The organism is Actinoalloteichus sp. GBA129-24, assembly GCF_001941645.1.
In the GTDB taxonomy this organism is placed as follows: domain Bacteria; phylum Actinomycetota; class Actinomycetes; order Mycobacteriales; family Pseudonocardiaceae; genus Actinoalloteichus_A; species Actinoalloteichus_A fjordicus.
The window spans coordinates 1,249,386-1,275,166 of the sequence record NZ_CP016077.1 but is presented as its reverse complement, the minus strand read 5'-3'; the positions used below and the strand labels follow the sequence as shown (position 1 = coordinate 1,275,166).

Here is a 25,781-nt window from a genome sequence, read left to right as displayed (position 1 = left end):
ACCGGCAATCCATGCTTCACCGCTTCGACGAGAGGTGCACGGAGCGCAATCGGGGGCGCCCGAATAAGACGTCCACCAGGCGGCCACACAGGACCGGAGACGATCACGTCGACCACCTCTTCCCCCCTAGCACAGAAGCCACTAGCTGTCCAGGACAGCTACCATTGTTGAAGATCCAGTGGACCTCACTAAGCGTATCCTTGACCGGCTACTCGACTACCCGGAAGACATCTGCGGCGGCGGCTCGCCCGGGTGCACACTGGTAACTCCTTGGCTGGCGAGCAGCTGGTCAGAACAGCACTAGGAACACTTGACCTCGGCCAATCGTGTGTTAGGCTCCCGCCGGGAAGCGACCGGCCATCTGGGGGCATCAACGGCGTTCTATGAATCGTGCTGAATACCGTCGGCGACCCATTTCCTGCACCCGATCAGTGGCCGGTCTACGATCGCCGACTTCCCTACGACGTCCCACTCGACTCGCCAGCTGGGGGTAACGGCATGGCTTATTCGGGTCACCGCGAAGCATTGCGAATACTCAGATCCTTATTAGACGAGAGTAGCACCCACAACGGTCGATTGGCACTCGTCACCGGAGGTCCGGCGAGTGGCAAGACCGAATTACTGCATCGACTGTCACGGTACGCAAGTGAATCCGGTGCACTCGTACTCAGCGCCACCGGATCACGCGCCGAATGCGTCCTGCAGATGGGTGTGGTCGAGCAGCTCTTCTACAGTTCCGACGTACCGCCGGAGGTCACCGACCAGGTATCGCGACTCGTCACTGCCGAGACGCTCACCGTCGAGGATGTCGGGCCTGACATCCGGTCGATCCACCACACCGGGGCTCGTATCCTCCAGGAGATCTGCGCCGCACTGCTGAAACTGGCGCGCAGGCGCCCCGTCGTCGTCTGCATCGACGACGTCCAGTTCGCTGACAGCTCTTCCTTACAACTTCTCCTCTATCTGCGCCGCCGAATGCAGTCCGCATCGATCCTGCTCGTGTTGAACGAATGGGAGTACCTGCAGACGACGTTGCCGCTCTTCTATGCCGATCTCACCCGTCGCAGGCATCACCGAATCAGGCTCGGGCCGTTGTCGATCGAGGAGATCACCGATCTACTGGGCGAGTCGATGTCCGCGACGAACGCCGGCCGCCTCGCGCCCGCTTACGCGGACCTCACCGGCGGCAACCCGATGCTGCTCAATGCGCTGTTGGAGGACTACGAGAGCGGCGAGTCCTCGGCATCGACCGCCGACGACGATCCGCAGCCGGTGGTGGGTGCCGCCTTCGCGAGGGCCGTCCAGGCCTGTCTGCACCGCTGGGACCCCGATCTGCTCGGGGTGGCGCGCGCGGTGGCCGTGCTCGGTACCCAGGCCACCCCCGCGCTGATCGGCAGGCTGGCGGGGCTGATCCCGGAGACCGCCGGTCGCATCGTCGAGATCCTGACCTCGGCGGGCTTGTTGCAGGACGGTGCCTTCCGACACCCGGCCGCGACCAAGGCGGTGTTGGACGGCCTGCCCTCGGTGGAGCGTCCCCTCCTGCATCTGCACGCAGCCGAGCTGCTGCACCAGGACGGCGCCGCGGCGCCGAAGGTCGCCGCGCACCTCATCGCGGCGGACGAGGTCGACGCGGACTGGTCGGTCGGCGTCCTGCGCGACGCCGCCGAACAGGCACTCATCGGCGACGAGGTACACATCGCGGTGCGGTGCCTCGACCTGGCGTTGCGCAGCACCGAGCACGAGGACGAGCGGCTCAAGATCTCGGTGTCGCTGATCAGGGCGCTGTGGAGCGTGAATCCGTCGGCGGCCGCGCTGCACCTCGCCGAGCTGCTTCCCGCGCTGGAGGACGGCAGGCTCGCGACGCGCGACGCAGTGACCGTGGTGCGGCACGCGGTGTGGAACGGCAACCGCACGACGGCGGCGAAGGCATTGGACACGCTGCTCGCCGCACCTGGCGGGATCGACGCGCAGACGTCGGCGGAGCTGCGCATCGCATACGAGTGGGTCTTCGGCTCGGCCCAGGACGTCTTCGGCGCGCTCAGCACGACGTCGCCGCCCGCGGGCGAGGACCCGCTCGTCGACACGACGCGGATGCTGGCCACCGTCTGGGCGCACGGCGGGGACGGCGCAGCCGTCGCCAGCGCCGAGCACATCCTGCAGAGCTGCCGCTTCGGCGGCATGGCACTGGAGATCGCGGCAACGGCGATCCAGACCCTGGTCTACGGCGGGCAGCCGGATCGCGCAGCCTGGTGGTGCCGACGCCTCGCCTCGGAGGCCGATCGTCGGGGCGAGGTCACGTGGCAGGCCGTCCTGGGCGCACTGCACGCGGACATCCTGCTCCGGCGCGGCGACGCCGTCACAGCAGTCGAACACGCCGAGGCCGCGTTCCACCGGCTGCCCCCGCGCGGCTGGGGCGTCCAGATCGGCTATCCGCTGGGGACTCTGGTGCTGGCCGCGACCGCTCTGGAGCAGCACGAGAGGGCTGCGGAGGCGCTGCGGCATCGGGTCGGGGAATCGACGTTCACCACGCAGTGGGGACTGCGTTACCTGCATGCCAGAGGCCACCATCACCTGGCCGCCGGGCGGGTGCTGGCCGCGATCAACGACTTCCAGCGCTGCGGCCGACTGATGAAGGAATGGGACATCGACTTCCCCATGCTGGTGCCGTGGCGCAGCGGCCTTGCGGAGGCCAACCTCCAGCTCAGCAGGCCCAGGGTGGCTCGTGATCTCGTCAGGCAGCAGCTCGAGCGCGTCGGGACCGTCGACGAGCGGACCAGGGGGATCTCGCTGCGGACCTTGGCGGCCAGCAGCGAACCCGCGCAGCGCAACGCACTGCTGCGTCAGGCGATCGACTGTCTGCGCAGCTCCGGCGACCGGTTGACACTCGCCAGGGCATTGCGCGACCTCAACCAGCTGCGCCAGGCGGGCGACTCGGACCCGGCCCGTGGCCGGCCACGCGCGGAGGCGACCGAAGCGGGCATCGGCCGCCTGCCCGCGCCCACGGGCACGCACACCGGTGATCAGGACGTCGGAGCCGCGAGGACGGGTCGGGATGCCGAGGTCATCGGACTGCACTCCCTCAGCGAATCGGAGCGCCGGGTCGCTGAGCTGGCGGCGATCGGACACACGAACCGCGAGATCAGCGATCAGCTCTACGTCACGGTCAGCACCGTCGAACAGCATCTGACCCGGGTCTACCGCAAGCTCGGCGTGAAGAGCAGGAACGACCTGCCCGCCGTGACGAACGCGGCCGCCACGAGGTGACGTCTGATCGCGCTCGCGCCGGACGACCCGGCGTCGAGTGACGCAGATCGGACACCGACACGAGGCGCGGGCCTGCACAACCGGGCCCCTCCCCGAACTCCGGCGGCACACCGGATCGATCGACATCGGTCACCGCCGCCGACCATGCCCCCGCACCTGCGTACTCGCCTCGGGATCGGACGCCCGAGACAGCATCAGGGACTACAAGGAGTGTCATATGTCAACCACATCGTCGTGCCGGATCTGCGGAGATACGGTCAACGAGTTCATCGACTTCGGGAAGCAGCCGGCATCTGACGCGTTCGTGACGCCGGGCGAGGAGGCACAGGAGTTCTTCTTCCGGCTCGCCGTGGGGATCTGCCAGACGTGCGACATGGTGCAGCTCATGGAGGAGGTCCCCAGGGAGAAGATGTTCCACGAGGACTACCCATACCTGTCCTCGGGATCGACCGTGATGCGGGCGCACTTCGAAGGCCTTGCGCAGCGTTTCCTGAACACCGAGCTGACCGGCGACGACCCGTTCATCGTGGAACTCGGCTCCAATGACGGGACGATGCTGCACACCATCGCCACGGCAGGCGTCCGGCACCTCGGCGTCGAACCGTCCGGCGGAGTCGCCGAACTGGCCGCCACCAAGGGCATCCGGGTGCGCAAGGCCTTCTTCGAGGAGTCGACCGCCACGTCCATCCGTACCTCGGACGGGCCTGCGGACGTCATCTACGCCGCCAACACCCTGTGTCACATCCCCTACATGGAGTCGATCCTCCGGGGTGTGACGACGCTGCTCGCGCCGAACGGCGTCTTCGTCTTCGAAGACCCCTACTTCGCCGAGATCGTCGAGCGGGCCTCCTTCGATCAGATCTACGACGAGCACTTCTACTTCTTCACCGCCCGCTCGGTCGACGAGATGGCCCGGCGGCACGGCCTCGAACTCGTCGACGTCGAGCGGCTCGCCGTCCACGGCGGCGAGGTCCGCTACACCCTGGCCCGGCCGGGAGCACGGCAGCGGACCTCGGCGGTGACCGAACTGCTCGCGGCGGAGGAGGCCGCGAAGCTGACCGATCTCGCGACGCTGACCGACTTCCGGACTCGGGTCGAGAAGAACCGGGACGACCTGCTCACGTTCCTGCGGGAGCAGCGGGACAAGGGCAACCGGGTCGTCGGCTACGGGGCGACGGCGAAGAGCGCGACGGTGACCAACTACCTCGGCATCGGGCCGGACCTGGTCTCCTTCGTCTGCGACACGACGCCCGCCAAGCAGGGGAAGCTGACGCCGGGGGCGCACCTGCCGGTTCGGCCGCCGTCGGCCTTCCACGAGGACTACCCGCAGTACGCGCTGTTGTTCGCCTGGAACCACGCCGAGGAGATCATGGCCAAGGAACAGGCGTTCCGCGACTCCGGCGGACAGTGGATCCTCTACGTCCCGACCGTGCACCTTGTCTGAGCACGCGGGCGGCTCCATGGTCGACACGGCAGCACTCGTCGACACGGCAGCACGGCACGACATCGACGGCACCGAGACGGCGAACCCGGCTCGGCGCATCGCGGTGCTGGGCGCCTCCGGCTTCATCGGCTCGGCCGTGGCGGCGGCGCTGGCCCGCCGCCCGGCCCGGCTGCGGCTGCTGGCCAGGGGGCCGAGCCCGGTGCCGCCGGAAGCCGTGGACGCGGAGGTGATCACCGCCGATCTCACCGACACCGGGGCGTTGGCCGAGGCAGTGGCGGACGCGGACGTCGTGCTCAATCTGCTGCTCTACACGGGCGGCGGGACGTGGCGGGCCGCCGAGGCGGACCCGCACAGCGAGCGGACCAACGTCGGAGTGACCCGTGATCTCGTACGCATCCTCCGGTCGAACCCGCGACCGGGACCGCCGCCGATCGTCGTGGTGCCGGGCTCGACCTCACAGCTCGGTGCAGGCGGCTCGGGTCTCGTCGACGGCACCGAGGTGGACGAGCCTGCGACGGTCTACGACCGGCAGAAGTCGGCCGCCGAGAAGGTGTTGACGGACGCCACCGCCGATGGCGTGCTCCGAGGCGTGTCGCTGCGCCTGCCCACGGTGTTCGGCGCCGCCCCGCACGCCGCCGACCGGGGCGTGGTGACGGCGATGGCTCGACGCGCGTTGGCGGGCGAGCCGCTGACCGTGTGGGACGGCGGCGAGACCGAACGGGACCTGCTCCACGTCCGGGACGCCGCCGAGGCCGTCCTGGCCTGCGTCGATCATGCCGACGCGCTCTCGGGCACGCACTGGCTGATCGGGACCGGACGAGGCACGACCGTCCGCGCACTGTTCACCGCAATCGCTGCGGTGGTCGCCGAGCAGACCGGTCGCCCTGCGGTGGACGTCGTGTCGGTGCCCGCCCCCGTGCACGCGACGGAGATGGACTTTCGCAGCATCATCGCCGACCCGACCCGATTCCGGACGGTGACGGGCTGGCAGGCGGGAGTCGAGCTGCGCGCGGCGCTGAAGCACACGGTGGCTGCTCTGATCGAGGAGACCGCGCACGAGGAGTCCCTCTCGCCGCGGTCCTGATCCGGCAAGGCCGAACCAGGAACCGCTCGACAGGCAGCAAACAGCCGGCCACGGTCGACGTGCCGCTCCCGTCCTCCAGCCCGACAAGGCCGCCGACCGCGGCAGACCGGGCGGCACGTCGACCGAGCACCGCAACAGGTCCGCCGCACCCCGGCCCGCCCAACGGGCGAACGGTCTCGGCCCGCCGAACAGGCGAGAAACCGCCCTCGGCGAACACGCGAAGACCCCGGCCGCCGCCGGGAAAGGCGGCAGCCGGGGTCTCGTCAGGTCCGACCGGAACCGGGTGTCGGCGGTGTGATCGCCTCAGCTCACGACCAGGTTCCGGCGGCGGAACACCGTGATGGCGATGACCATCATCACCACGGCCATCGCCAACAGGACGCCCAGTTCGAGCATCACCTGCCCGACTCCGGTGCCGGGCGTGGTCAGGGTGAGCAGCGCGTCCATCGCCCAGGCGTGCGGGAAGACGTAGCCGACCGCGTTGAGCGCGTCGGGCGCGACCTCCCTCGGCCAGAAGCAGCCGCCGAGCATGCCGAGGATGATGCCGATGGGCGGCCCGATCGCGGGCGGATGCGAACTCGACTTCGCCAGGCTGCCGACCAGCATCGCCGCGCCCGTGGCTACCAGGCAGAACGCTCCGACGATCGCGATGACCGCCAGCGGATCGCCCCAGCTGGTGCCGAACATCAGGCTGCTCACCACGGTGATGAGCAGGGCCTGCGCCACCGCGACGAGCAGCCTGCTGACGGCCTCGCCGAGCAGGACGGCCCGCTGACTGACCGGGGCGGCCAGGGTGCGCCGCGTCATGCCCAGCCTGCGGCTCTCCACGAGTGCCGCCGCCACCGCCATCGAGTTGATGAAGGTGAACAGCAGCAGGTTGGCGGGCGCGGTGTAGGCGAAGCCGGTGGGCGTGCCGTCCCCGGAGCCGGAGGTGCTCACCGTGACGGCGACCGCCTCCTCCTGCGCGGCACGGACGTCGGCGGCGGCCTGCTCAGGGGACGAACCCGCCGAGGTGGCTGCCCGCGTGGCCTCCAGCACCGCCGACACCTTGCCGAGCGAGGCGTCGATGGCGCTGCGGGCGGCCATTCCAGTGCCGTTCATCTGGGTCATGACCAGGTCGAGTTCGGTGGAGCCGCTGGGAATCACCAGTCCCGCCGCGAGTGAGCCCTGCCGGACGGCGTCGCCCAGCGCATCCGCGCTCTCGACGTCCTCGACGGCCAGCGAGGAGTTGTTCCGCAGCTCCGCGAGGATCGCCTCGCCCGTCTCGTCGACGTCCTGGGCGACGACGCCGACCGGGATCTGTGCTCCCGAGGAGCTGCCGCCCATGGCGAGTCCGACGAAGATGATGGCGATGAACGGCATCACCACCATGAAGAACAGACCCATCCGGTCGCGGGTCTGGCGGCGAAGGTTGGCGGCGACCAGCGCGCCGACGGCACGCAGCGTCATCCGAAGAGTCCTTTCCGAAAGCGGAGCGCGGCGAGCGCACCCGTGACCAGCGCGATCCCGCCGATCACGGCGAGAGGAACCGCGACCGCGCCGATGCCGCCGCCGGAGACGGCGAGTTCGGACAGGCCGGTGGACGCCCACCCGTTCGGCGTGATCAGCGCCAGCGTCTGGAGGACGTCCGGCAGGTTGTAGAGCGGGACGAGGCTGCCGCCCAGAACCGCGAAGACGAAGGCGATGCCCAGGTTGAAGCCGTCGGCCTGTGCGTCGGTCTTGGCGCCGCTGGCGATGAGCATCGTGATCGCCGTCGCCGCGAGCGCGTGTGCGGCGCACAGCGCGAACACGGCGAGTGGATCACCCCAGCTCGTCCCGAACAACAGCACCGACGAGCCCCACGTGACGCACATGCTGGTCAACGCGAGGCCGAAGCCGACGAGCCCCTTCCCCGCCACGGCCGTCCACGGTGGAACCGGTGCCGCCCTGATGCGGCTGAGCGTCCCGTTCTGCCGCTCGGTGAGCAGACTCCGCGCGGAGGTGCCCACGACGAGGAAGGCGAACAGCACGGCCATGCCCGACCCGTAGTAGACCGAGGAGTCGATGCTGCCCCCGGTCATCGGGTCGCTGTTCAAGGTCAGCGCGGGGCCTTCGGCGCCGTTGGCCTCGACGAACTCCCCGACCTCGTCACTGGGCACGCCCGCGTCCAGCGAGGCCCGCACCGCCAGGGTGCGTGCCTCGACGAGTGCCGAGATCCGGTCGACCATGCTCGTGGCGACGACGCCCGCCAACGGCGCGGCCTCGGAGGTCATGACGTCGACCTCGCCGCCTCGGCCGTCGCCGACGCTGTCGCTGAAGCCGGGGGGGAACACGATCGCGGCGCCGATCGCGCCCTCGTCCAGTGCGGTGCGAGCCTCGTCCTCGGCGTCGAAGGCCTCTAACGTGAGGATGCCCTCGAGTTCCTCGGAGTCCAGCGCCTCGCTCTGGACGCTGGCCGGGAACTCGCCGCCGTCGAGGTCGACGATGCCGATCGTGGCCCGCAGCGGCGGATCGTCGCCGCCGAGGGCGAAGCCGAACATCGAGGCCAACGCCACCGGGGCGACCAGGGCGATCAACAGCGCCGTGCCGTCACGAAGCCGGGTGCGCAGCTCGTGGCCGCTGACCACCAGCAGTGCTCTCAGCATGATCAGTCCCTCAGCTTGCTGCCGGTCAGGTGCAGGAAGGCCGCTTCGAGGTCGGGTTCGACCACCTCGACGCCGGTGACGGCCGCCGAGCCCTCGACGGCGCCGATCAGCGACGGCAGCAGGTGTCTGCCGTCCTTGGCGACCAGCCGGACGGTCGAGCCGTCGACCACGACGGCCTCGGTGACGCCCTCCACGGTCCGCAGCTTCTCCGCCGCAGTGGTGAGGTCGCCGTCCAGCACCAGCTCCACGCGGTCGGCGGTGCCGAGCCGGGAGACCAGCTCCTTACGGGTGCCCTCGGCCACCAGCCTGCCTCGGTCGATGACGCCGACCCGGTGGCTGATCCGCTCGACCTCCTCCATGTAGTGGGAGATGTAGAGCAGGCTCATGCCCTGCTGGACGAGGAGTTCCACGCCGTCGAGGATCGCCTTGCGACTCTGCGGGTCCACGCCGACCGTCGGCTCGTCGAGCACGAGGATCTTGGGCTCGTGCAGCAGCGCGGCGCCGATGTTGATCCGCCGCTTCATACCGCCGGAATAGCCGCTGATCTTCTCGTCGGCGCGGTCGGTCAGCGTGACCAGTTCCAGGACCTCGTCGATGCGTCTGCGCAGGTCACGTCGGGACAGGCCGTAGAGCCTGCCGAAGTAGCGCAGGTTCTCCCGGCCGGTGAGCTCGGGGAACAGCGCGATCTCCTGCGGCACGTACCCGATGTGCGCCTTGGCCTTCATCGGGTCGCCCGCCAGGTCGGCACCGCAGATCCGCACGGTTCCCTTGTCGGGTCGCAGCAGGCCGACCAGCATGGACACCGTCGTGCTCTTGCCTGCCCCGTTGGGGCCGAGCAGGCCGTACGCCTGCGCGGGCTCGATCTGGAAGCCCACGTCGTCCACGGCGAGGTTGTCGCCGTAGCGCTTCTCCAGACCCTCGCACACCAGGGTGGGAGTCATCGGGCGCCTCCTGAGGAACAGCCCTCGATGTGCTCGGGCGAGGTGCGGTCCACGACGTTGTTCTCGAAGTACTGGCGTTCGAGGCCGTCACTGACGTCGACGTCCAGCGGCTCGTTGCCGGTGATGCGGTTCCACAGCACCTTGTTGTCCGCGACCTCGCCGCCGCCCCACTCCGTGGAGGAGGCCATCGCCACCGCGCCGCCGATGACCGAGGGCCCGCTGGGTCGGTGATCGACGATGCGGTTGCCGACGACCGTGGTGCGACAGGCGCCGATCAGACCGACGCCGACCCCGGAGATCGGCGGACCCGCCGCGCCGAGCCCCTCGGGCTCGACGCCTGCCGACAGGCCGTTGTCATACAGGTCGTTGTCGGCTACGAGGTTGTCGGTCGCGCCACCGGGCGGCTCACCGGGGTAGGCCTGGTTGAGCACCAGGACGCCTGCGGCGTTGCCGTGACTGCGGTTGCGTCGTACCTGGGCGAACGAGGCGTTGTCGACGAAGATCCCGAAGGCGTTGTCGAAGGTGTCGTTGTCCTCGATCAGCGCGTCGGAGCGGGAGCAGAAGCTGAGGGCGATGCCGCCGTATCGGCTGCCGGACGCGGTGCAGCGCAGCACGCGCACGCCGCCGGACTCGCGGACGTAGACGCCCCAGAGTTCGTTGTCCCGCACCACGAGGTCCTCGAAGTCGAGGTCGGAGGTGGTGTGCGCGTACACGCCCGCGCCGCTGAAGCCCTGCACGGTCAGGCCGCGCAGCGTGATGCCGGTGACGCCCTCGGCGTGGATGACGATGCCGCTGGAGACCTCCGTGGTGGCATCCGTCAGCTCGGGTATCCCGTCGGGAGCCGTCCCGCCGGGAATCAGGACGGTCCGCTCGGCGCCGTCGCCGACGAGTGTCACCCCGCTGTGTCTGATCAACAGATGTTCGGCGTAGGTACCCTCGGTGAGTCGGACGGTGGCGCCCGCCCCCGCGCTGTCGAGCGCTTGCTGGATGGATTCGCCCGGTCTCACGACCGTCTCAGCAGGGGCTTGAGCTAAGGACATCCTGGTGCTCCCTTCTTGGTCATCGTCTTCGCGGAAGTCGTCACCACGGCCAGTGCGACGAGCACGCTCTCGTCCAGGCCCCAGCGGGCGGCGCCGGTGACGCTCAACCCGCCCTGACCGGGTGCCAGCCGCGCCAGTGCGGCGGTGCGGCTCGCGCCGCGCACGGCGTAGGTGTCGGTGGTGGTCAGTGCGAACCCGGTGGCCGCGCCGAGGCCTGCCGCCGCCTCGTCGAGCAGCGCAGTGACCTCGTCGTCGATCTCCTCGGCCTGCGCGGGGACCGCAGGGGCAGGCGGCGGGACGGACCCGACGGCAGACGCTCGTTCGAAGTCATGCCAGCTGAATCCGTCCGGACGGCCGCCGACCGCCTTGATCAGGCATTCCTTGACGGCGAAGTCGGGGGCGGCGTCGGCGGCGCCCGTGTGCAGCTTTCGCTCGGACGGCGTGGCGACCTGTCGGAGGTAGACGTCGCCGAGGTCTGAGAGCATGCGTCTCAGTCGGCCTCTCTCCACTATGTCCACCCCGAGCAGTACCGCCACCGTCGTCACGCAGGCACGCTCGCGAACTTTGTCATGAACCGCGCTAGATGAGAAGAATACTCATCTCCGCGTTCGAGCATCGGGATATGACCGCAGTCCTCGATGAGGACCATGTCGCTGGTGGGATGGGCCTCGACGACGTCGACCCAGGCGTCGACCGGCGTCATCCGATCGTGTCTGCCCCATAGGTACAGCGACGGGCAGCGCACCGTCTCCAACGCGGCCTGCACCGGATAGGACCGCGTCGCACGAAGGCTGCGGGCCATGCTCAGCATCGAGTTCGGCTGCTCCAGCAGCGTTCCCGTCTCCGCGAGCTGCTCGTCGCTGAAGTGGCGTCCGGAATGGAACAACGCCGCCATCATCCGCGCCTCGAACTCGGGTCCGCTGGGCTTGACCCCGGCTCGACGGTCCATGCTGAGTCCTACGTCCGGGTCGGCGGTCAGGCCGGGCGCACCGCTGACCACGATGCCGCGCACCCGGTCGGGGAACCGCAGGGCCAGATCGATCGCGACGAGCCCGCCCAGCGAGTTGGCGCAGACCACGAGGTCCTCGACGCCTGCCGCGTCACAGACCGCCAGCATCGCGTCGCCGAGCCGCTCGATCGACCCCGCGACCTTGCTGTCCACCGCGCAGACGGGCTGATTGGTGCGCAGGACCGACCAGCCCGCGTCCGACAGCGCCTGATACGGGTGATCCCAGATCCAGCCACCGGCGAACAGGGCGGAGACGAACACTGCGGTAGGCCCGGCACCGCCGTCAAGCCGGTGGTCTGCGGTGAACAACGTCATGAAGCGCTCCAGTCACAGTAGGGGTTCTGGCTCCGGGGCCCATCCGCAGTCGCACGCGGCGGCACCGGGCTCGACGCCGTGCATCGTGACGACCGAGTCGCACTCCGGGCACCGCGCGTACTCCCGGATCGCGGTGGGCTCCCAGATGCTGGTCAGCGCCCGCGTGCAGAGTCCGCTCTTGAAGAACCGGCGCATCGCCCGTTGATGCGGTCTGGCGTGCACGGCCCGCACCGACTCCGCCCGGTCGAAGGCCGTCAGGGTGAACTTCCGGCGGCCGATGTCGAAGGTCGAGGCGCCCAGGAAGCCCTGGGAGGCCCGCAGCGACTTGACGACCTCCACGCTCAGCAGATCGACGTCGGCGGCCTCCGCGTCGTCGCGGATCTCCAGCCAGGTCAGGGCGAGCACGCCCGGCGGCGTCGTGCGCCCCACCGAGGTCCGGGAGCTGACGCCGAACTCCCGATCACCGTCGGCGGCAGGGGTGAACCGGGCCTCGAAGCCCAAGGCGGCGGCCACGGCGAGCCGGTCGAAGGTCCGCACCACGTGCGCCCCGTCGGCGTCGGCGGTGACCACGTCGGTGCCGCGCACCGCGACGGCGCCGCCGGTGGCGGGCATCCCGAGGTACGAGGAGCGGTGATCGGCGGTGAGCCGCCAGGAGACCAGGACGACCTCCGCCGAGGGGACCAGCTGCTCGATCTCGATCCGCAGTCCGGCGAACCGCGCGAGCACCTGCTCGGCGTGGGCGAGAAGCGCGTCGCCGGCGATCGGCTCCTCGGTGTCCGGGTCGCTGAACGAGGCGACGGAGTCCGCGACGGCCGAGGCGTCACCGGTCTGCCAGGCCGCCAGGTGCGCTCGAACGATCTCGATGAGTTCCACGTTCACGCCGCCTCGCAATGGTGGTCTTCCGGTAAGGGCGCCGAGGCGATGGCCACCGACAGCGCCGTGTCGCGGGTGTGGCTGATCGACACCCGGATCTGCTCTCCGCCGCGCTCCGCCGCTCGGCGGGCGAGATCGCCGCTGAGCCGGACCCTCGGCGGATGGCCGTGCAGGCACGCGGCGGTCGCCGCGCACATCGGCGACGGCTGCGGAAGCACCTCCGCCTGACCGAGGTGCTCTGCCGTCTCCGCCACGGCCAGCAGGCGCAGCACCGCGTACTTCGCCGCCAGCCTGCCCGCCCAGTGCTCCAGGGTGCGGCCCGCGCCGGAACGCAGCCGCTCGGCGCGGGTGAACACCTCGTCGATCGACACCGGCTCGCCCCGGCCGGGTGCCCGGTCGGACGGACTCGCCGCACCCCGTCCGGCATCCGCGCCGTCCGGTGCGACGGGCTCTGTATCAGCGGGCCGTCGAGCCGACAGGCCCACGAGGAGCTGCTGCGGCTCGGTCAGCCCCGCGAAACGGACGACGGCCGAGCCCGCCCGGTTCATGCGGCCCCGGCCTTGACGAGCCTGCGTGCCGCCGACGGGTCGGCCATGCTGACGCAGCGGGTCGGGGTGCCGCGCAGCAGGGCGGTGAGGGTCTTGCTGTCACCGACCTCGACGCAGGTGGCGCCCTCGATCCTGGTCATCGTCTCCGCCCACCGCACCCGGCGGGTGAGCTGCTCGATCAGACAGTCCCGCACGACGTCGAGGTCGGTGGTCGGTTCGGCGGTCGCATTGGGGATCACCGGGATGCGCGGCGCGGCCATCGGCTCCGCGCGCACCGCATCGGCCCACCGCTGCGCGACGGGTGCCATCAGCGGCGAGTGGAAGGCGTCGCTGACCTCCAGCGGGCGGACCTTCCCCGGGCTGTCCACTGCGGTCACGAATCGCTCGATCGCCGCGCGGGAGCCCGACACGACCACGTTCTCCTGCGCGTTCTCCAGCCCCACCACCAGCGGTTCGTCGGGAGTGGACGCCTCGGCGACCAGCGCCTCCACCTCCGCCTGCTGCATCCCCCGCACGGCGGTCATCCCGCCGAGGCCGCCGCACTCGGCCATCAGCCGCGCCCGCGTGGAGACCAGCCGGAGCGTGCCCGCCAGATCGAGCACCCCGGCCGCGTGCAGCGCGCTGATCTCCCCGACGCTGTGCCCGGCGACGATCTCGGGCTCGTGGCCCTCCTCCGCCAGCACCGCCAGGGCCGCCAGATTGCACACCGTGACGGCGGGCTGGGCGTTCTCGGTCGCGATCAGCGCGCTCGTCGGCCCGGACGCGCAGAGGGCCGAGACCGGCGCGGGCAGGAGTTCGTCGGCCCTGGCGAACACGTCGGCCGCGACCTTCCTGGCCCGCAGCCGCGCCCCCATTCCCACGCGGAGCGTGCCCTGACCGGGAAAGAGAAACGCGAGCATGATCTGACCTCCTGACTCTGGAGAACCTCGGCACTCTCTACAGCCGCCGGCGGCGCCGCGTCGCCCCACTGGCCTGCTGGGTGCCCAGGAAGCCGAGGAGGAGTTCGTTGACCCGCTCGGGGGCGTCCAGCGGAATCCAGTGGCTGGCGCCCTCGATGCGCTCGTAGCGCCACGGTCCCTTGACGTGCCTGCCCGACTCGGCCATGCCCTCCTCCAGCAGGGCCTTGTCACCGCTGGACCAGATGCCCAGCGTCGGCGACAGCACCGGCGGGAAGTTGCCCTGCGGCTCCAGTTCGGCGGCGGGCGATCGGTTGGCGCGGTACCAGTTCAGCCCCGCGGTCAGCGCGCCCGGCTTGGCCAGTTCCCGCAGGTAGCGCGCGTGGTCGCCCTCGCCGCCGATGATCTGCTTGAACAGTCGCCATCCGTTGCGCCGCAGCAGCTGCTCGCTGACGCCGGGGAACTGGTAGTAGAGCATGTACCAGGACAGCTCCCGCTGCGCGATCGACGGAGTCAGCGAGGTCGCCGGGTGGCCCACCGACAGCACGGCGAGGTGGTCGACCCGCCGAGGCATGAGGAAGGCGTACATCCACGCCACCGCGGCGCCCCAGTCGTGGCCGACGACGTGGGCCTTCTGGATGTCCAGCGCCTGGGTCAGCGCGACCACGTCGTTGATGATGGTGCGCAGGGTGTAGGCCTCGATCTCCTGCGGCTTGCTCGACTCGCCGAACCCGCGCAGATCGGGCGCGATGACCCGGTATCCCGCGTCGAGAAGGGCCGGAATCTGATTCCGCCACAGGTAGGAGGAGTCGGGAAAGCCGTGCAGCAGCAGCACGGGATCGCCATGGCCCTCGTCGACGAACGCGATGTCGACGCCGTTGACGTGCAGCTTCTTGTTGGTCACACCGTCTCCCTCAGCAGCCGCTCGGCGAAGAACTCGCTGAACCCGAACTCCGGCACGTTCTCCGGGCCGACCATGTTCAGCAGGCCGGTGACCTGGAAGGCGTCGTTCTCGGTCATCAGCCTGCGGGCCCGCCTGCGCCGTTCTACGGCGTGCGGCCCGAACTCCACCTGTAGCTTCGTCATGATCTTCGCGCCGTAGTGCAGTCGCTCCATCCGGGCGTTGCGCTCGGAGATGAACGGCTCGAAGGCCTCCTGCGACCAGTCGTCGCCACCGGTCAGCACCTCACACACCATCCGCGCATCCCGCAGGCTCGTGGAGAGCCCGGTGCCGAGGATGGTGTCGCTGGTTCCGGCCTCGTCGCCGATGAGCACCACGCCCTCGGCCAACGGCTTCTGGTCGGTGATGCTCACCACCGACGGCCACACCACCAACGGCCCGGCCTGTTTCGCTGCCTGAACCGCTTTACCGCCGTCGGGCAGTGCGGCGAGGTCATAGGCGGCAAGGAAACGCTCGACGCGGTCTGCACCGCGATACTTCTCCTGGTCGCCCGTGGCGAAGTTCAGGTAGAGCCGCGCCCGGCCGTAGCCCTGCGGGAACACCATGAACATGACGTCGCCCTCGGTGCCCATCGCCTGCACGTCGACCGGCCAGTCGTCCAAGCCCTCCACGAGCATTCCGGCGCCCCAGTGGTGGACCTCGGTGGTGGTGCTGACGCCGATCTGCCTGCCGACCGCACAGGCCCGGCCGCTGGCGCCGAGCACCATGCGGGCCCGGACCTCGTGCTCGCCCTCGCTGGTGCGGTATCGCACCGACGGCTCCCGGCCTGCCGTGACCTCGATCTTGGACGCGCCCATCACCACCTGCGCACCCAGGCGCACGGCCTGCTCCGTCACGGCCTCGCAGACGCCCCAGTGCGGGAAGGACTGCGGGCCGCCGACCTCCGGCAGGAAGCGGGTCATGTCCACGGCCATCGCGTCGTCGGGGTGCACGACCTCGTCCCACTGGACCCACTCGCGGATCTCCCAGGCACCGCCCGCCGCGAAGGCGTCGTCGACCCCGAGGAGCTGGGTCTCGCGAATCCCCCATGGCGCGAGCCACTCGCCACGCACCAGGTCCGTGTAGGTCTTCTGCTTCTCCAGCATCAGGACCGACAGACCGTGCGCGGCCAGGTTGCTCGCCGAGGCCGATCCGGCGATGCCGCCGCCGATCACGACCACGTCGACGTCGTCGTGGGTCACTTCCCCCACCCCTCCCAGAACGTGCGCTGGCCGGCGTCGATGCGCTCCGCCGGTCGGAAATTCGTGCCGAGCGTGTACGCGACGGGCACCATGCAGACCTGCGTCACGCCGGACGGGATGCCGAGCAGCTCCGCCGCCTGCCGCGCGAAGGGCAGGTGCATGCAGGTGATCGTGCTGCCGAGCCCTCGGCTGCGCAGGGCCAGTTGCAGGGACCAGATCGCCGGAAAGATCGAGCCGTAGAACGTGCTCGCCCGCAGCTGTCCGAGCCGCACCTGGTGAGCCGGATCGTCGGCGGGCTTGTGCGCGTTGAGGCGTTCCCACTCGGCGTCGATCGTCGCGGCATCCGGCGGCCTGCCCACGACACAGGGCAGGATCAGCGCGGGCACCCTGGCGACGGCCGCAGGCAGCGCGGCGGCCGACTCCTCGTTGCGGCGGGCCTGCGGCGAGTTCCGCCGCCTGCCCGACTTCGTGGAGATCTCGGCCTTGTGGAACCGCCAGGCCCGGCGGAACAGCTCGGCCAGCGACTCCTTGGTCTCCGGATCGGTGATCACCAGCCAACGCCAGTTCTGCGCGTTGTCGGCGGTCGGCGCCTGCACCGCCAGGCGCAGCGACTCCTCGATCAGCTCCCTCGGCACCGGGGTGTCCAGGTCCAGCCTGCGCCGGACCGACCGGGTGGTGCTCAGGAGTCGGTCGGTCTCGGCGAGGTCGAACGGCGCCGAGTTCACGGCTTCCCCAGCAGGATCGTGCCCCGCAGCGAACCAGGCGCCGAGGTCAGCGCGAGCGCCGAGGTCACCTCGCCCGCCATCTCCGGCTTGGTCACATAGCGGTCCATGGCGCCGAATCGAGGGCTGGTGAGCCCGACCAGCGCGGGTGCGACGCCGTCGCGGACGGCCATGGCGGCCACCGCGAGGTTCATCGCGCCGGACGCGGCCTGGCAGTCTCCGGTCTGGCCGACCGGGCTGGTGAGCAGCCCGTCGGGAACGGCGTCGAACAGCACGGCCGCCTCGTCGGCGTCGGCGCTGCCGCCGGTGCCTGCGCCGACCACCAGACCGACGTCGGCGACGGACAGACCGTCGAGGCTGCGCCTGATCAGCTCGCCGTCGCCGTCGGCTCCGTCACTCGCCGCGTGGCGGGTGCCGAGGATCTCGGCGTAGGGCCTGCCGCCTCGGGCCCGGCAGTGTTCGGCGGACTCCACCACGAAGGCCACCGCGCCGGAGCCGGGAATCGTGCCGTCGTGATCCCGGCCGTAGGGCGTGGTGCCGGGTGCCTCGGGGGCAGGCTCCGCCGTCTCGTCGGCGGCCACGACCAGCACGACCTCGGCCTTGCCCGACCGGATCGTCTCGACCGCGCAGTCCAGTGCGATCGAGGCGGAGGCGCCGCCGTTGCAGATGGTGGTGGTGGGTCCGCGCAGACCGAGGGTCTGGCAGACCGCGCCGCCCGTGGCGTTGAGCACGACGTTGGAGAAGCTCAGCACCGAGGGCTTGTTCGGGTTGGCCGCGACGCTCTCGTCGAACCCGCCGGTGCTCTCCACGGAGCCCGCCGCGGTCGCGAAGATCACGCCGATGTCCTCCATGGCAGCCCTCGGCAGCTTCAGGGCGGCGTCCTCCCAGGCCAGCCGCGAGGCGGCGATGGCGAGGCGGGACAGGTCGTTCATGTGCCGCCACAGGGAACGCGGCGCGAAGGTCCGCCCGGTCAGCGACGGGACCTGCCCGGCGGCCTGTCTGCCGGTGGCGATCGCCTCGGCGAGGTCCGCGACGCCGATGCCCAGTCCGCTCACCGGTCCGAGACCGCTGATGACGACCGGCGTTCGCGGCAGCTCCTCGTACTCCCGTTCGCCACGCGGGGTGGTGAGCACCAGCGAGACGTTGTTCCCGCCGAACGCGTAGTTGTTGGAGACCACCGTGTCGATCGGGAAGGACCGCGCGGTGTTCGGCACGAAGTCCAACGGCGGCGGGCCCGACTCGGCGGGCGCGGTCGCCGGGTCGGCTGCCGCGTTCTCGGTCGCGTCGTTCTCCGGAGCCTCGTCGAAGCCGATGGTGGGCGGGGCCGTCCCGTGCCGCAGCGCGAGCACGCTGGCCACCGCCTCCACGGCGCCCGCCGCACCGAGGGTGTGCCCGAGGAACGACTTGATGCTGCTGGTCGGCACCTGTCCGGCACGATCGCCGAACACGGTGCGCATGACCTTGATCTCCATCGAGTCATTGGCGGGCGTGCCGGTGCCGTGCCCGGAGACGTAGCTGACGTCCTCGGCCGTCATGCCCGCGTCCGCGAACGCCCGACGCATCGCGCTGGCACCGCCGCGACCGGTGGGATCGGGAGCGGTCGCGTGGTAGGCGTCGGCCGAGAGCCCGTAGCCCGCGACCTCGGCCAGCGGCGTCCCGCCCCGAGCCAGCACCCGATCCAGCGGCTCGACCACCAGGAAGGCGGCGCCCTCGCCGAGGTTCAGGCCGTCGGAGGTGCTGTAGGGCCTGCACGGCCCGGTGCTCAGCGCCTGAAGACCGGCGAACCCGGCGTAGGTGCCGAACAGCAGGGGGTCGACGCCGCCCGCCAGCACGACGTCGGCCTCCCCGGTGAGGATCTTGTCCCTGGCCAGGCCCACCGCGTTGCCGCCTGCCGCACAGGCGGTCGACACCAGGATGCGCGGTCCGCGAGCGCCGAGTCGGCCCGCGACCACGTCGCCGGTGCGGTGCATCGGCTGGTATCGGCCCTCGGCGTCCGGCGTCGCCTGACACTTGCCGAGCACGATGCCGAAGCGGTCGCCGTCCACGACGTCGGACGCCAGCCCGGCGCCCGCGACGGCCTGCCGCGCCGCGACCAGGGCCAGTTGAGCGGTCCGATCGAGGTCGGCGTCGCCCGCCGGGAGTTGATCAGTGATCCACTCGGTGGGGACCTGCCCGGCGAAGCGGGCGTCGAAAGCCGCGTAGGCCCCGTCCGAGATCGGCGTGATGCCGCTGTCCCCGGAGGTCAGCCGCGCCCAGAACTCGACCGGATCACGGCCGATGGCACAGATGACACCGAGTCCGGTGATGACGACTGGTCGCAGCGCCATGCTCGTGTTCCTCCTAGACGATCAAGCGATCAGACGATCGGAATGCTCCAGCTCTTGGGCGAGACGTACGGGCTGGTCAGCGTCTCGATCTCCGCGTCGCCCGCCGTCAGGTCCAGCCCGGCGGCCGCGAGATCGGACTCGACCCTGGCGAGCCCGAGCGCGGCCCCGAGGCCGACGCTGTACACGGCGTGCACGACCTCGCCGATGTCCTGCCCGGCGGCCAGCACCCGCGTGCCCGGCGCGGGAACGGCGTCGCCGCCCCGGAAGCCGATGGTCCGGGGGCCGCTCTGCTCGGCGAAGGCCGCGAGCACGGCGTCCCGCCCGACGAAGGACTCCTTGGTGATGTCCACGAGCCAGCCCGCGCCGACCTCCAGGACCCCGGTGCCCGCAGGCGCCTCGTGGCGGACCACCGGCTGGCGGACCTCCAGCATCGCCAGCTCCAGCACGTCCTGCCCGGCGGGGACCGCGTGCTCACAGGCCTGCGTCCACAGCTTCTTGGCGGTCTCGTGCGCGGCGACGACCTTGTAGCCGTACTCGCCGCTGGAACCGGTGCGGCCGAACAGGATGTCGGCGCCGTCCCACTGGGTGTCCACGACGCTGTCCAGCGGAAGCGCGGCCAGCTCGCTGTCGATCAGCCTGCCGATGACGCCCCAGGAGTACGGGCCCTCGACGGCGATGACGGTCAGCTCGTCGGAGCGGTCGACGATCTCGACCTCGTCCGCGTTCTGCGACCGGAGGTACTCGATCAGCCGAGTGCCCGCGCCGCAGGAGCTCTCCAGGATCGCGCCGTCCTCTCGGCCCCAGACCACGACCTGATCGACGATCGCGCCCGTCTCATCGAGGATCAGGCTCGTGGTGGAGCGCTCGGACGTCAGGTACTCGACGTCGCGGGCCAGCACGCGCTGGAGGAAGTCGCCTGCCGAGGAGCCGCGCACCTGCACGAGCCGCGACCCGCCGAGGTCCAGCACGGCGGCCCGGCCGCGGATCGCCTCGTACTCGGCCTCGGTCGTCGTGTAGCGCAGCGGGACGGAGGCCTCCAGCACCTGGCCGTAGACGGTTCCCTCAGGATGAACCGGGGTGAGTGCGGATTCCATTCGTCACACCTTTCTCAACGTGTTGTTGGCGCCGGGGTCGGTGATCGTGATGACGCCCTCGGCGGCGACCTGGTCGTCCGTCCTGGCCACGACGCGGTACTCGCCGACACCGCGCGCGCCTGCGGTGCGCACGGCGGAGAGCACGATCCGGTCGCCGGGCACGATCCGCTTCTTGAAGCGCATCGACCGGACTCCGGTGAGATAACTGATCTTTCCCGCGCCTGCCAGCGAGAAGACGACGCCCGCCAGCTGGGCCATCGCCTCGATGACGACGATGCCGGGCAGGATCGCCTCGTCCGGGAAGTGTCCTTGGAACCAGAACTCGGTCCCGGCGACGTTCTTGATCGCCACGCCCTCGACGCCGGGCTCGACCTTCTCGATCCGGTCCAGCAGCAGCATCGGCCACCGGTGCGGGATCAGTTCCTTGATCTGGTCGTTGCTGAGATTGGTGAGCGTCTTGGGCTTCTCGGCGCTCGGCGCCGAACTCGCCTCCGGGCTCGCGGCGGAACTCGTCTCCGGAGTCACGTCCGGCTCCACGTCGGTGCTCGTCATGCCACGGCTGCCTGCGCCGTCCGCAGCGCAGGGTTGACGGAGTCGGCGAGCCTGGAGACCGAGCCGAACACGGACATGTCGCTGTCGTAGAGCGCCACACCGAACTCGGCCTCGATGGCGACGTAGAGCTCCAGGACGTCGAGGCTGTCCAGTTCGAGGCCCCGGCCGAACAGCGGCTGGTCGTCGCTGATCCACTCTGGCTCGATCGGCAGGTCCAGCCGCGACACGATCATCTTCTTGATCTGGGCACAGGTCTGCTTCCGCTCGCCTGCACGCGCCCGCAACTCGTCGATGGTCATCTTCTCTCCTTGCCGGTCGTTTCGGGTGACGCTCCGCTAGCCGAGCCCGCCGCCGTTGGCGACGAGCACCGCCCCGGTGACGTAGGAGGCGTTCTCGGAAGCCAGGAAGCTCACGAGTCGCGCGATCTCGTCCGGGCGTCCCATCCGGCCGAGTCGGATTCGGGACTCGTACTGCTTGCGGATGGGGCCGGACAGCGCGCGGGTCATGTCCGTGGCGACGAAGCCGGGCGCGACCACGTTCGCCCGCACGCCGTGCGGGGCGGCCTCGTAGGCCAGCGCCTTGGTGAAGGAGATGATCGCCCCCTTCGACGCCACGTAGTTCGTCTGTCCGGGGAACCCGCCGTCCAGGCCGCTGGAGGAGGACAGCGTCACGATCGCGCCGCTGCGCTGGTGCTGCATGATGCGCAGCCCCTCACGGCAGGACAGGAAGGTGCCGGTGACGTTGACGTCCATCGGCTCGCGGAACTGCGCGAGGCTCATGGCGACCAGGTGTCGGTCTCGGGTGATCCCGGCGCTGGTCACCAGCACGTCGAGCCTGCCGTGCACCGATCGGACGGTCTGGAACATCTCGCGGACCGCGGTCTCGTCGGTGACGTCGGCGCAGATCGCCGTGGCCTTGCCGCCCGCCTCCTCGATCTCGGCGACGGTCTCCTTCGCATCGCTCTCGGAGCGGGCGTAGTTCACCAGGACGTGGGCGCCCTCGCTTGCCAGGTCGAGTGCGGCGGCGCGGCCGATCCCGCGTGAACCGCCGGTCACCAAGGCCACCGAGCCTTCGGGGAAAAGCATCCTCGTCTCCAGCCGTCGGCGGTTCGTCACATTCACGGACAGGCGGGGGCGTCGTCGTCCTCACCGTGGCTCCGTCGATGGGATGCACCGCACCGGATTCACCTCGAACGCGTCTGGCGGCGCGGACCCCGGTCGTGCAGGGGCAGCGATGCCCTCGACCAGCGCGTTCGCAGGCTCGTAGTTCTCAAGCGTCATGTCCGCCTCGCTTGAGACCGAACGCTAGCCGGGCCGGTTATCACGGTCTTCTCGTTTCGATACTCGGCGATTGACCAGCGAGATCGCAGCGGCGATCCTCAGCCGCATGACAGAGAACGAGGTCGAGGTCCTGATCGTCGGCGGCGGGCCCGTCGGCCTTGCCACCTCGATCGAGCTCTCCCGGCACGGGGTCTCCTCGTTGCTCGTCGAGAAGCACGAGGGGACGTCGATCTTCCCGAAGGCGCGGCTCGTGTCCACCAGGACGATGGAGATCGTCCGGTCCTGGGGCGTGCAGTCCGCGGTGGAGGAGGCCGGGCTGCCGCGCGACGACAGCCTCGCGCTGGGCATCGGCCCGACACTGACGTCGCCCGACTTCCGCCGCGAGGTCGCGCGCATCCACGAGGACGCGCCCCAGAGCCCCACCTACAACTACATCTGCGCCCAGGACGGCTTCGAGGTCATCCTCCGCGAGCTGGCCGAGTCGCTGCCCGGGGGCGAGGTCCGCTTCGCCACCCGGATGACGCGGCTGGCGGTCGACGACGACGGCGTCACCGCCACGATCGCCGACGCCGACGGAGAACGGCAGGTCCGCGCCCGCTACGTCGTGGCCGCTGACGGCAGCCGCAGCGGCGTCCGCGAGTCACTGGGCGTCGCCGTGACCGGCCCGCCGCCGTTGAGCCACATGGTCAGCGTCCTGTTCGACGCCGACCTCGGCACCCTGCTGCACGATCGCCTCGGCGCGCTGTACTTCGTCTACGGCGAGGTCTACTGCGCGGTGGAGTCGGTGGACAACAGACGGCGGTGGACCCTGCAGACCGGCTACGAGCCCGACCAGGGCGAGAGCGCGAGCGACTTCACCCACGAGAGCTGCATCGAACTGGTGCGGGCCGCCGTCGGCGTCGCCGACCTCCCCGTGCGGATCGTCGGGATGCTGCCCTGGATTCAGCAGGCCGTGGTCGCCGAGGAGTTCCGCAGCGGTCGGGTGTTCCTGGTCGGCGACGCGGCACACGTGGCCACGCCGCAGGGCGGCTTCGGGATGAACTGCGGCATCCAGGACGCGCACAACCTGGCGTGGAAGCTGGCCTCGGTCCTGCGCGGCGAGGCAGGGGACGCCCTGTTGGACACCTACTCGACCGAGCGCCGCCCGGTCGCGGACTGGACGGTTCAGGAGAGCCTGCGCAACGCGCTCATCACCATCGACATGATGGAGGACCGCCTCACGATGCAGGAGGCGGGCGACCTTCAGGCGCATCGGCGCCGTGCGGAGGGCCTCGTGCTGGGCTACCGGTACGAATCGCCCGCCGTCATCGCGGACGGAACGCAGGCCCCGGCACCGGAAGACCCGTACGAGACCTATCTGCCGACCGCCCGGCCCGGCCATCGTGCGCCCCACGTCTGGCTCTCGCACCGGGGACGACAGGTGTCCACGCTGGACCTGTTGGGCACCTCGCTCACCCTGCTGAGCCCGGCGGGCAGCGGTTGGGACGTCGCCGCAGCACAGGCGGCCGACCGGCTGGACGTCCCGCTGGACGTGCTGCTGATCTCGCCGGACGATCCGGCCTTCCCGACCTCACCGACCTGGGCGAAGGAGTACGGGCTCACCGACACCGGCGCGGTGCTCATCCGCCCGGACGGCCACGTCGCCTGGCGCTGCGCCGAGGGCGTCCCCGCCGCCGACGACCTGGTCAAGGCCGTCGACGCGGTGCTCTGCCGGGGGTGATCGGGCCTGCTGAACACGCAGCCCGAACGGTGATCACGGCTTCAGCCCCTGCCGGGCGCGGGTGGTGGCCCGGAGTTCCTGATAGCTCGACGCGAAGTTCATCCACCAGCCACGCGCATCGGATGCCGTGATCGCCTGAGCAAGCTGTTTCGCGGACTCGGTACGCAGCGCCTGGATCGACGTGTCCTGCCAGGGCTCGGTGGCGTACCCCTGCGTCGCGTACTCCCTCGCCTGCAACAAGGTCTCGATCTTGTCGGCATCGTGGGCGACCTTGGACTCCAGGGTCTCGGTGTCTTCGTACTCTGCGGTCAGCCCCTGGAAGACGGTCGCGAGTTCAGCCGGCAGTGCTGCCGTCTGATGGGCCGTCACAGCCTGCGGGACGGCAGTGGTGACATAGGCCCGGCCGACGGAGGGCACATCGCCGATGCGAGTCTCGGGTACGTCGTGCATGAGGCACAGGGCTGCGGTTCTCCCAGGATCGGCGCCTTCCATCGCCGCGAGCGCCATTCCGATGATGCCGACTCGGAAGGAGTGCTCGGCCACGCTCTCCGGCTGCTGGATGCCGAGAAGCTGCCAGCCGGAGCGAGGCAGGTTCTTCAGGTGTCCGGCCTCATGCAGGAAGGCGCCCAGACCGACCAGCGGATGCACTTGGCCCTCGGGGACCGGCAGGCTTGCCTGTCCAGTCACATACACACCGCCTCCGGGTCGACTCTGCACGAAACCCTCGTCCCGCACCGTGCGAATCGCCGAGCTGACCGTTGCTCCGGTGACACCGAAGAACTTCGCCAATTCGTCCCCAGTCGGTAGTTGCGCCTCTGGTTCGAGCTCGCCGGAGAGGATCGCCGCGCGGATGATCGCCGCAATCTTGACGGAGGGGCTCCGAGGGTCGTCCGGGTCGAGTGGCTGCATGACATGAGCCTATCCGCCTGATCAGAGCCGAATATTCTGATCGGCGGACCACTCGATCCCTCCGAGATTCTGCCGACTTCGATCGCAGCCGCCATGCGATCACGCGGTTGCCCGACGGGATCAGACCATTGATCACAGCCCCGCGACTTCAACCATTCGGTCCGCCGCTCGATGATGTGGGCCGCGCGATCCACGTCGCCAGAGGTCGCGCGACGCATGAGGTAGCCCATCAGTGCCCTACCTCGTAGGTGAGAGTCCACTTGTTTGACGGGAAGATGCTTACCATGTGCCGCATGGGAGTTCCGTCCGCGCGTCGCGACGTCCGGCGGTGTTGGACGACCGGGAGGCTGGCGGGGATGTCGAGTGCGGCCATCTCCCGAGGGTGAGGACGTCCGCTTGAGAAAGGTTGCCCGCCTTGCGCAGCCGTGCCAGGTTCACGGCGAGCGGCACGTTCAGGTCTCCTCAGTCGGGGCGGCCGGGTGCCCGGCGTCGCACAGAACGGGACGGCCGTCGCCTCTGAGCGCAGCCATGCCGACGCTTATCGTCCGGTGCAGTGCGGTCTTCACCAGTTGCGCCGCGTCGTGGAGCGTGTACAAGCCTGCGGACCTGATCTCCGAGTCGTTCGACTGGATCGGGGCGACGTCGGAGTCGTCGATCTGCCCACCGTCGAAGATGAATGCCATCCCTTCGGGCATTGCACCGGACGCGGGAACGTGGTTGATGACCAGCAGCCCGCCCAGCCTGCGTGACCAGCCAAGTTCCTCATGAACTTCTCTGGCCGCCGTGGCCCATGGTGATTCCTCGGCTTCCACGGCGCCGCCGGGGATCTCCCACTCGGTCTTATATGTGGTCTCGACGAGCAGGACACGTCCATCGGCGTGATGGAACAGGACTCCGGCCGACATGCGCCGTCGATGCAAGGCGCGGATGTAGTCCTCGTAGTCCAGCAACTCCACGCACGGGAGATTACCGGCGTTGACCAATCCACAGTCCCTGC

The 25,781-nt window shown here is 70.0% G+C and carries 23 protein-coding genes; 4 read left to right on the top strand and 19 right to left on the bottom strand.

Features of this window, described 5'->3' with window-relative positions; translation table 11 throughout:
• Positions 1-498 precede the first annotated feature (498 nt).
• The 3 genes from UA75_RS05845 to UA75_RS05835 all read left to right on the top strand — a co-directional run bounded on the left by UA75_RS05845 (position 499) and on the right by UA75_RS05835 (position 5,792).
• Positions 499-3,264, top strand: coding sequence for an AAA family ATPase (locus UA75_RS05845; RefSeq protein ID WP_075739380.1), 2,766 nt, complete (start codon positions 499-501; stop codon positions 3,262-3,264).
• 217 nt (positions 3,265-3,481) lie between these two features.
• On the top strand, positions 3,482-4,708 hold the full coding sequence (locus tag UA75_RS05840; RefSeq protein WP_075739379.1) for a class I SAM-dependent methyltransferase: 1,227 nt from the start codon (positions 3,482-3,484) through the stop codon (positions 4,706-4,708).
• A complete protein-coding gene (locus tag UA75_RS05835; protein ID WP_232237646.1) occupies positions 4,701-5,792 on the top strand; it encodes an NAD-dependent epimerase/dehydratase family protein in 1,092 nt (363 codons plus the stop codon). Before UA75_RS05840 ends, UA75_RS05835 begins: the two co-directional genes overlap by 8 nt.
• A 303-nt stretch (positions 5,793-6,095) precedes the next feature.
• On the opposite strand, the gene UA75_RS05830 is transcribed toward UA75_RS05835, so the two are convergent.
• Genes UA75_RS05830 through UA75_RS05750 form a run of 17 tightly spaced genes read right to left on the bottom strand, consistent with a single transcriptional unit; the run spans position 6,096 to position 21,960 of the window.
• Positions 6,096-7,241, bottom strand: a complete 1,146-nt coding sequence (locus UA75_RS05830; protein WP_075739378.1) for an ABC transporter permease — start codon at positions 7,239-7,241, stop codon at positions 6,096-6,098.
• Positions 7,238-8,416 carry an ABC transporter permease gene (locus UA75_RS05825; protein ID WP_075739377.1) on the bottom strand — a complete coding sequence of 393 codons (1,179 nt, stop codon included), beginning with the start codon at positions 8,414-8,416 and terminating at the stop codon, positions 7,238-7,240. The genes UA75_RS05830 and UA75_RS05825 overlap by 4 nt, the downstream gene beginning before the upstream one ends.
• Positions 8,417-8,418: 2 nt before the next feature.
• Entirely contained in the window at positions 8,419-9,357 is a 939-nt protein-coding gene (locus UA75_RS05820) for an ABC transporter ATP-binding protein (protein ID WP_075739376.1), read from the bottom strand.
• On the bottom strand, positions 9,354-10,364 hold the full coding sequence (locus UA75_RS05815) for a nitrous oxide reductase family maturation protein NosD (RefSeq protein ID WP_232237645.1): 1,011 nt from the start codon (positions 10,362-10,364) through the stop codon (positions 9,354-9,356). Before UA75_RS05815 ends, UA75_RS05820 begins: the two co-directional genes overlap by 4 nt.
• Before the next feature lie 23 nt (positions 10,365-10,387).
• Positions 10,388-10,942 carry a 4'-phosphopantetheinyl transferase superfamily protein gene (locus tag UA75_RS05810; RefSeq protein ID WP_075739374.1) on the bottom strand — a complete coding sequence of 185 codons (555 nt, stop codon included), beginning with the start codon at positions 10,940-10,942 and terminating at the stop codon, positions 10,388-10,390.
• Entirely contained in the window at positions 10,939-11,721 is a 783-nt protein-coding gene (locus UA75_RS05805; protein ID WP_075739373.1) for an alpha/beta fold hydrolase, read from the bottom strand. The genes UA75_RS05810 and UA75_RS05805 overlap by 4 nt, the downstream gene beginning before the upstream one ends.
• A gap of 12 nt (positions 11,722-11,733) precedes the next feature.
• On the bottom strand, positions 11,734-12,600 hold the full coding sequence (locus UA75_RS05800) for an ester cyclase (RefSeq protein ID WP_232237644.1): 867 nt from the start codon (positions 12,598-12,600) through the stop codon (positions 11,734-11,736).
• A complete protein-coding gene (locus UA75_RS05795; protein WP_075739372.1) occupies positions 12,597-13,142 on the bottom strand; it encodes a hypothetical protein in 546 nt (181 codons plus the stop codon). The genes UA75_RS05800 and UA75_RS05795 overlap by 4 nt, the downstream gene beginning before the upstream one ends.
• Positions 13,139-14,041 (bottom strand): ACP S-malonyltransferase, encoded by a 903-nt coding sequence (locus UA75_RS05790; RefSeq protein WP_075739371.1) that lies wholly within the window; start codon positions 14,039-14,041, stop codon positions 13,139-13,141. Before UA75_RS05790 ends, UA75_RS05795 begins: the two co-directional genes overlap by 4 nt.
• Positions 14,042-14,078: 37 nt before the next feature.
• Complete coding sequence (locus tag UA75_RS05785) at positions 14,079-14,942, bottom strand: alpha/beta fold hydrolase (RefSeq protein WP_075739370.1); 864 nt, start codon at positions 14,940-14,942, stop codon at positions 14,079-14,081.
• A complete protein-coding gene (locus UA75_RS05780; RefSeq protein WP_075743458.1) occupies positions 14,939-16,180 on the bottom strand; it encodes an NAD(P)/FAD-dependent oxidoreductase in 1,242 nt (413 codons plus the stop codon). The genes UA75_RS05785 and UA75_RS05780 overlap by 4 nt, the downstream gene beginning before the upstream one ends.
• The gene (locus tag UA75_RS05775; protein ID WP_075739369.1) at positions 16,177-16,905 is read right to left on the bottom strand and encodes a nitroreductase family protein; all 729 of its coding nucleotides are present in this window, start codon (positions 16,903-16,905) and stop codon (positions 16,177-16,179) included. Before UA75_RS05775 ends, UA75_RS05780 begins: the two co-directional genes overlap by 4 nt.
• Positions 16,902-19,229, bottom strand: a complete 2,328-nt coding sequence (locus UA75_RS05770; protein WP_075739368.1) for a beta-ketoacyl-[acyl-carrier-protein] synthase family protein — start codon at positions 19,227-19,229, stop codon at positions 16,902-16,904. Before UA75_RS05770 ends, UA75_RS05775 begins: the two co-directional genes overlap by 4 nt.
• 29 nt (positions 19,230-19,258) lie before the next feature.
• A complete protein-coding gene (locus UA75_RS05765; protein ID WP_075739367.1) occupies positions 19,259-20,323 on the bottom strand; it encodes a glycine cleavage T C-terminal barrel domain-containing protein in 1,065 nt (354 codons plus the stop codon).
• A gap of 3 nt (positions 20,324-20,326) precedes the next feature.
• Complete coding sequence (fabZ, locus tag UA75_RS05760) at positions 20,327-20,875, bottom strand: 3-hydroxyacyl-ACP dehydratase FabZ (protein ID WP_083682955.1); 549 nt, start codon at positions 20,873-20,875, stop codon at positions 20,327-20,329.
• Positions 20,872-21,174, bottom strand: coding sequence for an acyl carrier protein (locus tag UA75_RS05755; protein ID WP_075739366.1), 303 nt, complete (start codon positions 21,172-21,174; stop codon positions 20,872-20,874). Before UA75_RS05755 ends, fabZ begins: the two co-directional genes overlap by 4 nt.
• Before the next feature lie 36 nt (positions 21,175-21,210).
• Positions 21,211-21,960: a 3-oxoacyl-ACP reductase family protein gene (locus tag UA75_RS05750; protein WP_075743456.1), complete on the bottom strand. Its 750-nt coding sequence runs from the start codon at positions 21,958-21,960 to the stop codon at positions 21,211-21,213.
• Between the two features lie 301 nt (positions 21,961-22,261).
• Between UA75_RS05750 and UA75_RS05745 the strand changes: the two genes are divergently transcribed.
• A complete protein-coding gene (locus UA75_RS05745; RefSeq protein ID WP_083683932.1) occupies positions 22,262-23,875 on the top strand; it encodes an FAD-dependent monooxygenase in 1,614 nt (537 codons plus the stop codon).
• 33 nt (positions 23,876-23,908) lie between these two features.
• Here UA75_RS05745 and UA75_RS05740 read toward each other — a convergent pair whose 3' ends face one another.
• Positions 23,909-24,784: an HD domain-containing protein gene (locus tag UA75_RS05740; protein ID WP_083690636.1), complete on the bottom strand. Its 876-nt coding sequence runs from the start codon at positions 24,782-24,784 to the stop codon at positions 23,909-23,911.
• A gap of 452 nt (positions 24,785-25,236) precedes the next feature.
• Positions 25,237-25,740 (bottom strand): NUDIX domain-containing protein, encoded by a 504-nt coding sequence (locus tag UA75_RS05730; RefSeq protein WP_075739365.1) that lies wholly within the window; start codon positions 25,738-25,740, stop codon positions 25,237-25,239.
• Between the last annotated feature and the right edge of the window lie 41 nt (positions 25,741-25,781).

Excerpts from the sequence above, each read along its gene's own strand:
- UA75_RS05845 (WP_075739380.1), top strand. The coding sequence starts at position 499 with ATGGCTTATTCGGGTCACCGCGAAGCATTGCGAATACTCAGATCCTTA.
- UA75_RS05750 (WP_075743456.1), bottom strand. The coding sequence starts at position 21,960 with ATGCTTTTCCCCGAAGGCTCGGTGGCCTTGGTGACCGGCGGTTCACGC.
- UA75_RS05795 (WP_075739372.1), bottom strand. The coding sequence starts at position 13,142 with ATGAACCGGGCGGGCTCGGCCGTCGTCCGTTTCGCGGGGCTGACCGAG.
- UA75_RS05805 (WP_075739373.1), bottom strand. The coding sequence starts at position 11,721 with ATGACGTTGTTCACCGCAGACCACCGGCTTGACGGCGGTGCCGGGCCT.
- fabZ (WP_083682955.1), bottom strand. The coding sequence starts at position 20,875 with ATGACGAGCACCGACGTGGAGCCGGACGTGACTCCGGAGACGAGTTCC.
- UA75_RS05745 (WP_083683932.1), top strand. The coding sequence starts at position 22,262 with ATGACAGAGAACGAGGTCGAGGTCCTGATCGTCGGCGGCGGGCCCGTC.
- UA75_RS05825 (WP_075739377.1), bottom strand. The coding sequence starts at position 8,416 with ATGCTGAGAGCACTGCTGGTGGTCAGCGGCCACGAGCTGCGCACCCGG.
- UA75_RS05770 (WP_075739368.1), bottom strand. The coding sequence starts at position 19,229 with ATGGCGCTGCGACCAGTCGTCATCACCGGACTCGGTGTCATCTGTGCC.
- UA75_RS05790 (WP_075739371.1), bottom strand. The coding sequence starts at position 14,041 with ATGCTCGCGTTTCTCTTTCCCGGTCAGGGCACGCTCCGCGTGGGAATG.
- UA75_RS05740 (WP_083690636.1), bottom strand. The coding sequence starts at position 24,784 with ATGCAGCCACTCGACCCGGACGACCCTCGGAGCCCCTCCGTCAAGATT.
- UA75_RS05840 (WP_075739379.1), top strand. The coding sequence starts at position 3,482 with ATGTCAACCACATCGTCGTGCCGGATCTGCGGAGATACGGTCAACGAG.
- UA75_RS05820 (WP_075739376.1), bottom strand. The coding sequence starts at position 9,357 with ATGACTCCCACCCTGGTGTGCGAGGGTCTGGAGAAGCGCTACGGCGAC.
- UA75_RS05830 (WP_075739378.1), bottom strand. The coding sequence starts at position 7,241 with ATGACGCTGCGTGCCGTCGGCGCGCTGGTCGCCGCCAACCTTCGCCGC.
- UA75_RS05755 (WP_075739366.1), bottom strand. The coding sequence starts at position 21,174 with ATGACCATCGACGAGTTGCGGGCGCGTGCAGGCGAGCGGAAGCAGACC.
- UA75_RS05765 (WP_075739367.1), bottom strand. The coding sequence starts at position 20,323 with ATGGAATCCGCACTCACCCCGGTTCATCCTGAGGGAACCGTCTACGGC.